The 14,664-nt window shown below is 52.9% G+C and carries 10 protein-coding genes; 8 read left to right on the top strand and 2 right to left on the bottom strand.

What is annotated here, in order from left to right; genetic code table 11:
* Positions 1 to 22: 22 nt before the first annotated feature.
* The 7 genes from NQE15_RS12295 (at position 23) to NQE15_RS12265 (ending at position 10,995) form a co-directional block, all read left to right on the top strand.
* Positions 23 to 1,387 carry a phenylacetate--CoA ligase family protein gene (locus NQE15_RS12295; RefSeq protein WP_265941707.1) on the top strand — a complete coding sequence of 455 codons (1,365 nt, stop codon included), beginning with the start codon at positions 23 to 25 and terminating at the stop codon, positions 1,385 to 1,387.
* 58 nt (positions 1,388 to 1,445) lie between these two features.
* A complete protein-coding gene (locus NQE15_RS12290; RefSeq protein ID WP_265941706.1) occupies positions 1,446 to 2,273 on the top strand; it encodes a polysaccharide deacetylase family protein in 828 nt (275 codons plus the stop codon).
* An 841-nt stretch (positions 2,274 to 3,114) separates the two neighbouring features.
* Positions 3,115 to 5,226, top strand: a complete 2,112-nt coding sequence (locus NQE15_RS12285; RefSeq protein WP_265941705.1) for a hypothetical protein — start codon at positions 3,115 to 3,117, stop codon at positions 5,224 to 5,226.
* Between the two features lie 112 nt (positions 5,227 to 5,338).
* The gene (locus tag NQE15_RS12280; RefSeq protein ID WP_265941704.1) at positions 5,339 to 6,106 is read left to right on the top strand and encodes an FkbM family methyltransferase; all 768 of its coding nucleotides are present in this window, start codon (positions 5,339 to 5,341) and stop codon (positions 6,104 to 6,106) included.
* A gap of 11 nt (positions 6,107 to 6,117) precedes the next feature.
* Complete coding sequence (locus NQE15_RS12275) at positions 6,118 to 7,188, top strand: glycosyltransferase (protein WP_265941703.1); 1,071 nt, start codon at positions 6,118 to 6,120, stop codon at positions 7,186 to 7,188.
* Positions 7,189 to 7,339: 151 nt separating this feature from the next.
* Positions 7,340 to 8,794, top strand: coding sequence for an oligosaccharide flippase family protein (locus NQE15_RS12270; RefSeq protein ID WP_265941702.1), 1,455 nt, complete (start codon positions 7,340 to 7,342; stop codon positions 8,792 to 8,794).
* Positions 8,795 to 8,997: 203 nt separating this feature from the next.
* Positions 8,998 to 10,995, top strand: coding sequence for a heparinase II/III domain-containing protein (locus NQE15_RS12265; protein ID WP_265941701.1), 1,998 nt, complete (start codon positions 8,998 to 9,000; stop codon positions 10,993 to 10,995).
* A gap of 17 nt (positions 10,996 to 11,012) precedes the next feature.
* Here NQE15_RS12265 and NQE15_RS12260 read toward each other — a convergent pair whose 3' ends face one another.
* The gene (locus tag NQE15_RS12260) at positions 11,013 to 11,345 is read right to left on the bottom strand and encodes a tetratricopeptide repeat protein (RefSeq protein ID WP_265941700.1); all 333 of its coding nucleotides are present in this window, start codon (positions 11,343 to 11,345) and stop codon (positions 11,013 to 11,015) included.
* Positions 11,346 to 12,135: 790 nt separating this feature from the next.
* Here NQE15_RS12260 and NQE15_RS12255 point away from each other — a divergent pair.
* The gene (locus tag NQE15_RS12255) at positions 12,136 to 13,935 is read left to right on the top strand and encodes an asparagine synthetase B family protein (RefSeq protein WP_265941699.1); all 1,800 of its coding nucleotides are present in this window, start codon (positions 12,136 to 12,138) and stop codon (positions 13,933 to 13,935) included.
* Here NQE15_RS12255 and NQE15_RS12250 read toward each other — a convergent pair.
* Positions 13,919 to 14,638 (bottom strand): GNAT family N-acetyltransferase, encoded by a 720-nt coding sequence (locus tag NQE15_RS12250; RefSeq protein WP_265941697.1) that lies wholly within the window; start codon positions 14,636 to 14,638, stop codon positions 13,919 to 13,921. The two genes, NQE15_RS12255 and NQE15_RS12250, sit on opposite strands and share 17 nt — an antisense overlap.
* Between the last annotated feature and the right edge of the window lie 26 nt (positions 14,639 to 14,664).

The following is a 14,664-nucleotide window of genomic DNA, read 5'->3' as shown; positions in this document are numbered from 1 at the left end:
CGCGTGTTGTGGAGCAAGTGTGATGAATATCTATACATCGATATGTGGTTCGATCCTCTTTCCAATACATGAGCGGTTGAAATCACATACATCTGTCGCCGTGCGTAAACGCCTGGAGGCCCAGGAGCGCTGGCCTCACGAAAAGCTGGAGGAATGGCGTGTCAGCCAACTACGCATCTTTTTGCAGCGTATCGGTTCGTCGGTACCGTACTACAGGGATCTCTTCGCCCAATTGAAGTTCGACCCCAGTGGCTTGCGCAACATCGCCGATCTACAGTCCCTGCCGCTTACCGACAAAAAATTAATGAAGTCTGCCGGTGACCGGCTCCGCTCGGAAAGTGCCGGGCCGCTAATGCGTTACAACACGGGGGGGTCATCGGGCGAACCGTTGATTTTTTATATCGGCAAGGACCGCAAGAGCCATGATGTCGGGGCAAAATGGCGCGTCACCCGCTGGTGGGGGGTGGATATTGGCGATCCGGAAATTGTTGTCTGGGGAAGTCCCATCGAACTGGGGGCGCAGGACCGTATCAAGCAAGTACGTGACACGATTTTGCGCACCGATCTATTGCCCGCTTTCGAAATGTCCGAGGCCAAGCTTGATCAGTTTGTATCTGCAATCACGAAACGGCGGCCGGCCATGCTATTCGGTTATCCATCCGCACTATCGCTGATCGCGAATCACGCCAGGCGACGGAACATCCGCATGGACAATATCGGAATACGCGTAGCCTTCGTGACCAGTGAGCGGCTCTACGACGAGCAACGCACCCTGATATCGGAAGCCTTTGGTTGTCCGGTCGCAAATGGCTATGGTGCGCGAGATGCCGGCTTCATCGCACACGAGTGCCCCCACGGTGGCATGCATCTGCAGGCCGAGGATGTCATCATTGAAATCGTTTCTCCATCCGGCGAGGTACTCGCCCCCGGCCACCCCGGAGAAATCGTCGTGACCCACACCGCGACACATGATTTTCCTTTCTTGCGCTATCGCACTGGAGATATCGGCACGCTCTCCGACAAAGCTTGCGCTTGCGGTCGCACCCTGCCCCTCATAGCCGAAATCCACGGCCGGACGACCGATTTTGTGGTCGCTGCCGACGGTACCATCATGCATGGCCTGGCATTGATTTACACGGTACGCGACCTGCCCGGGGTCGAGCGTTTCAAAATCATCCAGCATTCTCTCGACCATGTCGAAGTCCAGCTGGTTGCAGGCAATCCATTTAATAGTGAAGCTGAAGCGCGGATCGTCCGGGACTATAAAGCCAGGCTCGGACAGCAGGTTGGCATAACGATCAGCCGCGTTGATGAGATAGCGCCGGAAAAGTCCGGAAAATTCAGGTATGTCGTCAGCCATGTCGCGCTACCGGGGAGCCTCCAGTGACCGCAAGAATCACCCGGAGGCGCCGGAGCGACCTCTTGGCTGGAGAAGTGAGGATTAAATGACGACCGCGCTCGACAACTGGACAATTCAGACCTTCTCGACCCTGGTCACGCGCATATTGATGCCGGCAGCCAGACAGCACCTGAACGTCCTGATCTTTCATCGTGTGCGTCCGGTGAGAGACCCATTGTTTCCGGGCGAACCCGATCGCATCGAGTTCGACCGATGCATGCGCATGGTTGCCGAGAATTTCAATTGCCTTCCACTCGATCAGGCCATAGACATGCTGGGCAGCCGTCAGCGCCTGCCGAAGAATGCCGTGGCGATCACCTTCGACGATGGCTATTCTGACAACCGTACGGAAGCCTTGCCGATACTCCAACGTCACGGCCTGACAGCCACCTTTTTCGTGGCCAGCGGCTTTCTCGACGGCGGATGCATGTGGAACGACGAGGCCATCGAACTGGTTCGGAATTACCGAGGCGACACGCTGGACCTTCAATCCTTGGGGATAGATCTGCTGCCAAGCGCCACGGTTACCGAACGAGCCGCATTGCTTGAGCGCTTGCTGAACTCGCTCAAATACCGGGAACCGGCGGAAAGACGGGTAGCGCTGGACGAATTGAGGACGATTACTGGCGGTGACGTCCCGCGTGACCTGATGATGACGACGGCCCAGGTACGCGAAATGCGCGATGCCGGGATGGGAATCGGCGGCCATACAGTTGGGCACCCCATACTTGCGCGAATCGATCTGCAGCACGCACGCCGGGAAATCGGGGAGGACAGGGAACGACTGACGGATCTTTTGGGACAGCCCCCCGACTTTTTGCCTACCCTAATGGCAAGCCCGGTCGTGACTATCTTCCCGAACATCCAAAGATGATCAAGGAGACAGGTTACCGTGCGGCATTCAGCACTGCATGGGGAACCGTAACCCCCAATACCGATGTTTTTCAGGTTCCGCGTTTCACCCCATGGGACAAGAGTCCACTGCGTTTTGCGCTACGCCTGACCCACAACTATATGCGCATCAACGCTGCCTAGCCTTGAGCACCGCCACCCCGTTTTATGCTATTTAAGTCTTACGAATTCCTGCTCCACTTAAACGACGATCTCCGACCTTGGCGGCTACGCGGCTAGCCTCGGCGTCATGCAACAGCATTGCAGTCACACTTTCAGGATAATATTTCGACAGAATAATCTCTGCTAGCCAGAAGATTTATGAGTACCCAGCAGTTTTTCTTCTTTCGAGCGGCATGATCTAGGACAACTGCCAAAACATTTCCCGCAGTCAGATTGAACAGGATCCATATGAACACCAAAGCTTTCCATTTGCTGCGTGTAGCTGTCCTATCCAGTCTGGTTTTGGCTACCCAAAGCAGCGCTGCGCCGACTGATGCAGATACGGACTGGTTGCGCCGGTCTACTGCCCCCGGTGTCGTCGTAGCCGTTGGCTTCGATGACATTGGGGACTGGGCGAAATTCAGTTGGGACCGAAGCAACTGCAACTCAGCATACCAAGTCTATGTGAAAGGCACGAAAGCAGGATGCCGGGACAATGCGTGGGATCCCAATGTCCGCGCATCCGGCACAGGCTCGGTCCGCTTCGACATACTTTCCCAAACAGCACAAGGTTCTGGGGGGAACATCGTTTTCCGTTCGGCAATGACGAATCCAGCCACTTCGGTGCCAACAGTGAGTTTTGGGTTTCCTGGCGACAACGCATGGACAAGCGCTTTATCGCAGGCTATAAGGCGCAAGGAAGCGGTTTCGCCAATGCCAAGCAGGTCATCATTGCTCAGGGTGACGTCCGCACGGCCGACGGCAAGAAAATGATTGCAGGCAATGCCTGTAGTGAAGCGCAGGTCGTTATCGTCAGTTCGCCCCCCGGAACCAGATCGACATTTCCTATTGGATATATCGAGTGCGCGCGTTATCGGGGGTTCGAAGAAGCTCTCAAGCCAGGATCGTATGCCGGCAGCGCGCAGGGAAGTGCACCAATCACCCGGCAAAACATGAGGACTAACGCCAAAGGACAGTCGTCCTGTATCGCCCACCCCAACACGCTGGATCAAAGCGGTTGTTTTACCTACATGGCTGACCAATGGATTACCTACATGGTCCATCTCAAGCTGGGGCCAGAGGGAAAGGGCATCAGTTCGGTATCGCGACAAGAACAACCCGGATACATCAACTCAACCTACGAACTTTACGGGGCCTATCCGGGAGAGGATTTCCAGGCACTACATCGGCAGACAGGGATTGTGATTCCCAAAGGCCAGTATTATCAGGGTGGTGATCCAAGCCAAACATCGTCTTACAAGTCTGGCTGGGGGCCGGGAGACGCTCACCCAAATGCCAAGTTCGGTAAATTGTGGCTACTTCCTTACATGACCAACAAAGACCCAACGGAGATTACGGCAACCTCCTCCACGTGGTTTGACGAAGTCATCGTCTCACGTTGTCAGATAGCCGCTCCAGGCAAGCCCATTCCAAATCAGTGCAAACCACCATCGCCATCGGCACAACTGGACACTCGGCCGCCTACACTACAAATACCTGCGCCAATTACGCCACAGGCCGTTTTGCTTGCCCGTACAAACACAGCCGACCTCCCGAAGCAAAGCCAGATCCCTGCACCGGACACCAATTTTCCGAGGGAAGCCAAGTCCGGAATGACTGGTTTCCAGCTTCTCAATGCGATTCAAGTGTTGCAACCTGGGAGCTGGCTCGAAATACCCCGTTCCGAAATGGTCCGGGTACAGGTCGATGCATGTAAGGCAACTGCTATCCAGAAAGCCTACGACCGCATCGGAAACGGCACTATCGGTTGCAACCCAGACATCATCATGGCCTACAGCGGGGGGGCGTATGACACAAAAAGACACCGACTTATCGTCTGGGGAGGGGGGCACTCCGGCTATGCTGGAAATGAGATATATGCATTCGAGCTAACCGAAGGAAAATGGAGTCGTGTCACTGAACCCACTCCACCATTGCTTGAAAGTGAATACGACAAAGAGACAAAACGTTCCTCCCCACTCACCGAGCCTTGGCATGATCCGGCATATCCACCAACGCCAATATCGGTTCATTCGTACGACCAACTTGAGTATCTGCCCGAACAAAACATGTTGTTTGCTGCAGGCGGGGCAACTTACAGTGCCAACGGATACGCGACGAGTCTTACGTGGCTGTTCGATCTTTCGAAAAACACCTCTTCGGGCTGGCAACAAGCCGACCCCATCCCCGGCAAGGCCTATGGACTCTACGAATACAACATGTCCACGGCGTATGACCCGGCAACCCAAAAGATCATCATGCGGGGCTATACGAAGGCGGGAACCTTCGACCCACTCACTAAAAAGTGGACTGTTGCCAATTTAGGCCTGCTTTCGCGCCGACTGGGTTCGGTGGGGGAACTTGACCCCAAGCGCCGAAAATTTGTTGTTATTGGCGGTGGCAGCAGCGAGCTCTATAGCATTGGCAAGAATGGAGAGCTGGGCAACCCTCAGGCCTTGGACTCTACTGGTGACAAGGAAATCGAACAATGCTACGCGCCAGGCTTTGTCTATGACTCCAAGGCTGACCGTCTCGTTGCATGGTGCGGAAAGGGCGACGTCTATTCACTCAACCTGGAAACTCGTATCTGGATGCGCCATGTAGGCAAAGGGGATGTCTTACCTGGCGACCCCGCCAACACCCGGGGCATCCGTGGGACATGGGGGCGCTTTCGCTATATGCCAGAGTACAATGCCTACATCATTATCAATGGAAATCGACAGAACGTATTCCTCTACCGCCTGGCCGATGAGAAGGGAAATCTTCCACGATAAACCTTCCGGCCTATACCCATATAGCATTCGCTCTGACTACAAGATAATCGATCCTGACCATAGAAGGTACGGGTTTTCGAGTAGTCCAGACGCTCTTAAATACGAGTTTCCAATGAAAACAAATCTCCACTCCGCTTTCTCCTCTGTCGTGGAAAAAATGGGCTATGTTGTCTACCCCACATGGAAAATGAACGATCTGGCGCTGGAGCAACATCTGGCGAAACTCTTTGACCATTACGGCATTACGGTGGTCCTGGATATTGGTGCCAATGCGGGGCAGTATCGGGATTTCCTGAGGCACCGGGTGGGGTTCTCCGGGACCATACACTCCTTCGAACCCAATCCGCAGCTGGTTTCGAAACTAATGGCGCGGGGCACAGAGGACCCACTCTGGACAATTCACAATATGGGATTGGGGCACGAAAATGGCAATCTCACGCTAAACATTATGGCTCGGGATACCTTTAGTTCCTTCCGAAATCCGGACAATTCCGCAACATTGAAATTCGCGTCCAGCAACACGATCGTCGATACAGCGTCTGTTCCCGTTCGCCGCTTGGATGATCTCATTGCCGATCTCGTCGACCTTGATCGAGAATGTTGCTACATGAAGGTGGATACTCAAGGATTCGACATCGAAGTACTTCGCGGCGCGAATAGAACCTTAGAAAAAACCAAGGCTATGCAGTTCGAACTTGCAGTGCAGCGCATTTATTCTGATGTACCACACCATCTCGACATGTTAAAAACTGTCGAGAACCATGGTTATGACCTCTCCGGCATGTTTCCAATTAGTCAGGACGAACACTTGCGGGCAGTAGAATTCGACTGTGTTATGGTCAAACACCCAACCAATTTGGTTAATTCGCAGATTGCATAGCCCATCTACACATGAAGATTATCGCATTTCCGAAGAGTGGGATTTCCTACAACGACTGTTTTTACCGAGCATTGGAATCACAAGGCATTGAAGTCATAGATGGAATATTCAGTGGAGGCTGGATTCGCGCGAATGTGCAGCCCGGTAATTGGCTTCATCTGCATTGGCCATCCTTTGAATACAACGTAGCGGGAGGACGCTTGCGTTTGCTGCTATGGTTTTTCCGTTTTGTCGCTTTACTCTGCCTAGTCCGATTAAAAGGCGCACAATTAATATGGACTGCGCACAATCTCCTTCCCCATGATCGTTGCAAACTTCCCTGGCTGGACATTTTCGGGCGTCGATTCCTGATCGGAATTTCGCGATACATACTCGTTCATGGTCCAGGAGCAGCCGGAGCTTTATGTGAACGATTTCCTCAGGCAAAGAAAAAACTTGTCTTGATCCCTCATGGTCACTGGATTGGTTATTACCCGACATCAATCACCAGCACCACGGCTCGGGATGATTTGGGAATACCGCAATCAAAAATAGTTTATTTATTTATTGGGTTGTGCAAGCCCTACAAAAATCTAGAACAATTGATCACGACATTTCGTGCAAATAACCTGGATGCAATACTTCTGATCGCTGGAAAATTTAGCGACATAGGGTACCGGGAGCGCGTTTGCGAATTGGCCAAACCAGATTCTCGAATCCACATTCACGAGGGCTTCATTCCTGACGACAGGATTCAGTATTATCTTCAAGCTTGCGATTTCGTCGTGGTTCCATATAAGGAAATTCTTACGTCTGGAACAGCCATGCTCGCCCTTAGCTTCGGCAAACCACTCATTTCCGTTGACTTGGGCTTTTTGAAGGACGTCATCTCTCTGGAGGCCGGTATACTATTCCCTCATTCCGACCCAGACGGTTTGGCTAAAGCGCTCGAACACGCAATCTCCGTTTCTTACGACGCAGGGGCAATTCTCTCTCACGCCCAAAAATATAGCTTCGACGATGCAGCACGTATTTTGGCGAATACGCTCACCCATGCTCAAGATGGCGGCACCGCTTACTCTGCGACGATTCCACCGAACTAGAGAACCATTCTGCTATATGCAGTCCTTGTGACTATAGTGACACCCCCCGCCCGGGCATTGAACATGGCGGTTGCCGTTGCATTCAAAAACCTGCCCATAAAACGGTTTGTCATTAACTGCTCATTATTCAACTGAGCCAAACGAGACTCTCATGTCCGGAAAAATATTCACCGGAGCGATAATTGTTGTCGCTATGCGCTGGACTGATCGCTTGGTTGGTTTGGTGAGCACCCTTGTCCTTGCTCGTTTGCTGGTTCCGGATGACTTTGGCGTAGTCGCCATGGCATCAATTTACACTGGCTTAATCGATGTTCTTCTCGATCTCGGTGTTGTGGCCGCACTGATTCACAAGGGCAAATGCGATTCCGACGACTATAGTACCGCGTGGACTGTGCGACTACTCCAGACTGCACTGGCGGCTCTTATTATTTGCGCCACAGCCCAATTTGTTGCCAACTACTACAACGATCAGCGTGTCACGTTAGTTCTTTTCTTAATGGCCGCGACAACGGTTGTCGGTGGCTTTGAAAATATTGGGATTGTGGCCTTCCAGAAAGATATGAAATTCGGCCTGGATTTCCAGTTCTTCTTCTTGCGTCGTATCGCCGGTTTTGTATCTACCCTTGCTTTTGCCTGGTATTTTGAATCGTATTGGGCACTTCCCATTGGGGCACTGATTGGACGCCTGACCGGGGTAGCACTCAGCTATTCAATGCACCCGTTGCGCCCACGACTGACGCTGAAGAGATTCCATAGTATCTGGTCACTTTCAAAATGGATGCTCATCCGCAGCATTGGTGCATATTTCGACAGTCGCCTGGATAAGCTAATCATCGGTGGCCGCTCTGACGCTGCCACTATCGGCGCTTACAGCCTTGCAGACGAAATAGCAGCCATGCCCTCCAGCGAACTTCTGGCACCGCTAGGGCGAGTATTGTTTCCGGCCTTTGTAGAAGCACGGGATAAACCGCAAGAACTCCAGCGCTCCTTTCTACTAGCTCTCTCCGTTCAGGCCATGATCGCATTACCTGCCGCGACTGGGCTGGCACTGGTGGCAGATGACGCAGTCGTGGTGCTTCTCGGCGAACGATGGATCAGCGCCATACCGTTTGTAGAAACACTGGCCATGATATATGGCGTTACCGCCATTTCTCATGCAGCGGGATACCTACTGCTTACCCTCGGAAAAATTCGAAGCATGGCCATTTTTATCTGGATACAAGTTGGCCTGTTCGCGCTTGGAGCACTTACTTTCTTTCTCCATTCGACGCCGTTGGCAATCGCTCAGTGGAGACTGGTCGTAACCGCTTGTAGCGTTATGGGCTTTGTTGCCATGGTCGTAATAAGTGTCGAAACGTTAAAAGCACAGCATATTCTCGCTGCGGTGTGGCGGCCATCGATAGCCACAGTCATGATGGCGTTAGTGCTTTACGCATTACCTTTCGATGACCTAACTCCTCTTGCTTCCTTGCTATTGCGCTGCTGCTTGGGAGGTGCCTCATATACTGTATTTTTGATCGGTTTATGGCTTATCTCTGGGCGCCCAACAGGTGGTGAATCTTATATCCTCGGCAAGTTAATGCCATTCATACGACGCCAGTCATGACAGCGAGCATGCTTGTTCACAAACCGAAAGAATGGCGATGGACACTGGCTGCTGTTCGAGCGTTAGTCCCATTAACCATCATATTTTCGATAGCATGGCCCGACTTGACGCATTTTCGAGTTAGCCCGAGTCAACCAGATCAGGCGCTAGCCACCTCGCTATCGCACACCCCAAAAAATGAAACCCTCGCGGAGATCGCAAGCATGAGCCTTGCGGTTCCTCTAGAGATTGATCGATCGGAACGCCCAGAGACAGCGAGGAAAATTTTGGGCGGGCAATTTGATGTACCGGTATTCTCGGCAATTCCAGTAAAACTATTGGGCTGGCCTCAAGATCTGCAACAGGATGGTTTGACGTTCCAACTGGTGATGGCCAGCTTGGCTCTGGAAGACTTGCTGCTTGAGGAATATGAGAGAACCAACAAACGCGAGTATTACATTGCGGCTAGAGAGCGAATCCTTAGCTTTTCTGCTTGGGAAGAACAGCAAAGGAAGCCAACCGCCTTTCTTTGGAATGACCATGCTATTGCCGCTAGAACTCCAGTTCTGATCCGTCTGTGGAATCACCTCAGGGCCGATGAAACCGCTACCGACGAGCAACGCATCAACCTGATTGCCCTAGTCACTCGTAGCGGAGGGTTGCTGGCGAAGGATAGCCACTTCACCGTCAGGACCAACCACGGAGTCATGCAGAATCTTGCTCTTCTGCAAATTAGCGCTGCCTTTCCGTCACTTCCACAAGTTCCGCTGTGGCGCTCACTCGCCATAAATCGGCTCGAGTTGCAATTGGGGTTTTACGTATCAAAAGAAGGTGTGGTTCTGGAGCACTCAGCCGAATATCACATTCTAGGGACCGAACTGCTTGCTTACGCGCTACGACTAATACACCTGAATGGCCTGGAATCATCCAAACGCTTGCTTTCTGCAGCACAGGGAACATCTGCCTTCGCGCGAAAACTCCTGCGGCCTGATGGTAGCCTTCCCCTATTTGGCAACACAGTGTCAGGCAATACCAATGCGCTTGTTGTAGCGGCAAAGGATGGGAAACTCCCTGTCACTCGCACCCCCCCCCCTTTTCCTGCACAGGCCCCAGGCGCTCAGCTGTTACCCCTCTCCGGCTATGCCTTGTGGTGGAACGGCGAAGGCTCCCCATCACAAACCCTCGTTGCCTGGGCCAATCATAAGCACCACGGGCACAAGCATGCCGATGAGCCCAGCCTCCATTTTTGGTCACGAGGATATGACTGGATTACTGCCTCAGGATACTGGCCATACGATCAAGCTGGATATGCCGAAGCTAACGGCTGGCCAGGATCCAACGCACCGCATGTGGTTGGCGAAACGACAAAATCACCACGTAGTGTGCGTCTTGTTGGCTCTAGTGAAAACAACGAGATTCAAGCCATCGACATCGAAAACCAGCGTGATAATGGCTTGCGTATTCGCCGACAAATTGTTCAACTTTCTCCTGAACGACTCTTGGTATTGGACATTGTTGATGGCGCGAAGGACTCGGTAGAAACATTCTGGACGATCGATCGTCGTCTGACACTAAGGTCTGCGGATCAACAGCATTTCATGAGTACCCGGACCGATGCTGGCGACGTACTGCATCTCACCGTGGCCAAGCCAAACAACCAGCCTGCCAATACCCAGCTCTTCCGCGGCAATCGTTCTCCATTTGCAGGCTGGGTAGTTGTCGGACGCAAACCGAGCCCTGCTTCGACGCTACGGGTGGAACAAGTTGCCCCACAAGGAATAACAGCAACACTTATCTCAGTTTCCAAATCGGAGGAATTTGAAAGCCTGGCCATCTCGCCTGATAGCGACAGTGAAAACTGGACCGTTCTCATCAATGAGCCAGACAATTCCGTGACAGTGGTACGGCGAGGCAAAGCGTTGACCACTACGTCTCCGGGCCAGCAGCAAAGTATTGTCTTGATGGAACCGCCATCCGTTACCAGAGAAGGACAAACACTCCGCACCGCCATGAACGATGCAATTGATCGCTACCCTCACTGGCGAGACTTGGGCAAATTCCGGCAACGCTTATATATAACCATTCCCATTCTTTGGGTCATCACTGAAACGGCGATTGCCTTGTTATCAACCCGAAGACGCTGGCCACGCCGGGCAAATCTCGCGGTTCTTCTTGCTTGGGCAACGCTTGCCTGGTGGCTCCATTCAATCTATCTGCGCTGACAACAATCTGCAGACCATCACTTGTCTTCTGAATTATCCTCAACGGGCTCTGTCACATCATCCGTTTTGACAATTTCCGCTGTGGGTTCTCGCCATTTGCCGGCACGCTCCAGGCGATTACGCAAACCTGGCAAGGGAAACCCTCTTCCATAAGCCCGGTGCGCTGCAGTCAGTGCCTTGTCAAATGCACCAACCTCAAAGTAACCGAGGCCCAAGTTATAGGTCATGTTGACAGACTCCTGATGCTCTTCAGTTACCTGATCCAGTTGCTCCAGCGCCAAGGTGCGCTCTCCTTTTTTTGCGAGCCAGTAGCCATACAGTACCTTAACCTGCATATCCGTTGGTGCCATGCGCACTGCACGGTCATACCAACAGTCAAGCTTATGGCGCGAACCGCGAGGCTGGTCTGTTTTGTCCCGTTTCGCGAGATTTGTCATCGCTATCAATGCTCTAACATGATTTGGGAAATACCGAAGCACAAAGTCAAGGTCTGCACCAATATAGGCACTGCTGACCCCTTCCTTAAGTTGCTCAACCTTTGCAGGAAAGTGAAAGTTTTCAACTCTTCTCTTATTGGAATCAGGGGCACTACGGTAATCAAGCGGTCCCCAATCGACCCCCGAGGCAACAGTGGTCAGTGCACCGCACTGAGCTTCCCCCGCAAAACATCCGCCGATGCTGGCAAAGCAGCAAATAGAAAAAAGTAAAATCCGAGAAGCAACAATCTTCTTGCAAGCATCTTACGCTCCAGTACTACTAAACAACCCGATTTAATCTTGCGAAAACAACGCAGAAGCCCTAAGTCGCAAATAAACTATTTGCAAAATATCCATGACCCACGATATCGCTTACCTCTCGAAAACTCTTTCGAGAGTGTTCAAGAGATGAATCATATGACCTTTCTGCTCAAGTCGATGAGTAAGCTTACATGGTCAGTATACAATCCGGATATGCCTGAACGATGTCGGCGACTCGACTCGCGTGACATATTCGCAATGCGGGTGCATCGCTGCTTCACTAGACAAAGGAAATTGTAGAATTTTTCCTTGAGACTCAGACATCTCAATTTGGGAACATAGCGTCGTCCTTTCCCAACTCCGCTCTCTCGTTATTCGACAACAACTCCCTTCCTTGAAATCAATGAAATCTCATTTTTCCGGATATCTCGACCACTCCCTGCAATCATCCACAGAAACCCTGCGTACCGAGCCAGGCCGAATCCATTGGAATGGGGGTGAGTTGTCCTGGAGCGAATCTCGTGAAGCCAGTTTTGCGAGCAGCGATGGCAAGCTTTGCGTTAGCGCTGGACGCCCGATATTTCCCGCAATGGTGCCCGGCGAGAATGATGCTGCCCGCTGGCTCTCCTTTATCGGCATGCACGGCGACTCGGGGATGGCAATGGTTTCGGGTGGCTGGAGCGTAATCGTGGTGTCGCCAAGCCAAGGGGAGTTGATCCTGGCGGTGGATCGCTTCTCAATTCAGACAGCCTGTTACGCCAAGGAAGGTACGCGGATCGCCTTTGCCGAGCGCGCCGATGAGGTCCCGGCACTCGACTGCAGCGTTGATCAGCAAAGTCTCTACCATTACCTGCACTTTCACATGATTCCCGCACCGCGAACAGTGTTTACTAAGGTTCGACGTCTCAACCCGGCTCACCGAGTCACGATTGCAGGTGGCAACTTCAAGCAGGCCCCCTTCTGGCAAGCCAGCTTCAACGAAAACAAACGCATGGAATTCAAGGCGGCTCAAGCCGAATTCCTTCTGCTCGTCGAAAATGCCGTCCGGCGCGACATATCAAAGGAGCCCGTGGGTGCCTTTCTCTCCGGGGGAACGGATAGTTCTACGGTTGCCGGAATGCTCTGTCGTGCAACTGGGGCTTCATGCGACACCTACTCCATCGGTTTCGACTCAGAGGGCTACGATGAGATGGAGTATGCCCGCATCGCATCCCGTCATTTCGGGACCCGTCACCATGAGTACTATGTAACTCCCGACGACCTGGTAAGCGGCATCCCAGCCGTTGCCCAATATCATGATCAGCCATTCGGCAACTCATCGGCTGTTCCTGCGTATTTCTGCGCGCGCATGGCCAAGGCTGACGGCATGACACGTCTTTTGGCAGGGGATGGCGGCGATGAGCTGTTTGGGGGCAATTCCCGCTATGCCATGCAGCGGCTGTTCGATGCCTATCGCTACGTGCCGCAAGCACTGCGACACAACGTGCTCGAACCCCTCCTTGCTAACACTTCATGGCCACGTAAGGTGCCTGGCCTACGTCAGGCTGGCGGCTACATGCGCCACTCCCGTATTCCCTTGCCCGACCGCATGGAGACCTTCAATCTGATTGACAGCCTGGGGCCGGAAAATATTCTTACTGCAGACTTTCTCGCCGGCGTTGACCGTGGCGCACCGCTTGAGCAAAGGCGAGAAACCTGGAACAACTGCCAGGCGGACACTTTGATCAACCGTATGTTGGCCTATGACTGGAAGTTCACCCTAGCCGACAGCGACCTTCCCAAGGTTCGCGGAGCAACGCGCATGGCGGGCATCAGCGTCGCCTTTCCCCTGCTCGACGATGCGCTTACAGATTTCTCTCTCGCCCTGGAACCGGAGTGGAAACTCAAGCGCCTCAAGCTGCGCTGGTTTTTCAAGGAAAGCCTGCGCGGCTTTCTGCCGGACGAAATCATCTCCAAGAAGAAACACGGCTTCGGCCTGCCCTTTGGCCCCTGGACTGTTCGCCACGCCGGCCTTCGCCAGCTTGCCAACCGTTCACTGGACAATCTGGTCGATCGCGGGTTGGTGCGCGGCGAATTCGTCCGCGAACTATTTGCTACGCACTTGCCGGAACACCCCGGGTACTACGGTGAGATGGTCTGGATATTGATGATGCTGGAACAGTGGTTATCGGCACACGAATCCAACTTCATTGCACCAAATTGAATTTTGAATTTCCACTGTCCGGCGGATAAATTGTTACCGTCGGGCGATTTTTTTCGCGCCAGGCAAGACTCAAGTATGGATTGCATGACATAAACCCAACCTGTAACTTGCCCAGACAAAAAAATGTCAGCGTATGCAGACGTCGAATCCCCATACGTCCATGTGACTGGAGGGACTGCTGATTGAAAGCGGATATCCGGGAGATGCTCCATTTGATTCCACTTGCCGAGTAACGCTCGTTTGCCCCATCCCACAACCTGGCGAAGGTTCTGCCCAAGCGGAAACGGGGTTCGACGTGCACATCGAAGTCCCAAGCGGTGGTAGCGGGTTCGGCGAGGAGAAACCGACAATGAACTTCGTCCTCGTCGTAACTTCCGCGGGCAAACCATAGAAATCCTGAGAAGACGTTTTTGTGGGTGGCGGCCAGACAAACATGACCTTTCGCGAAGCGTTCCCGAATGACGAAATCGGGTCTCGGAAAATGTTCGACAAGTGAATCGTGGCTACTCGCTTCCACAATCTTGTCGCTCTCGGAGGGGCGACACACCGGAACAAACGGATTCGGGACGGGCTGGGCAACCAGGTAGTAGCGGATCAGGTAGCAGCGTCCCTTGCTTAGCGCCTGCATGGCACGCCCGAACAGATAAAGGATGCCATTCGCGACCCCAAGGCTGCTGATGGCTGACTTGAATGGTTTGAGCATGGTTGGCGCGTGAAGCAGTTTTCCCT

Source organism: Dechloromonas sp. A34, from assembly GCF_026261605.1.
In the GTDB taxonomy this organism is placed as follows: domain Bacteria; phylum Pseudomonadota; class Gammaproteobacteria; order Burkholderiales; family Rhodocyclaceae; genus Azonexus.
This window is presented reverse-complemented; position numbering and strand designations above follow the sequence as displayed.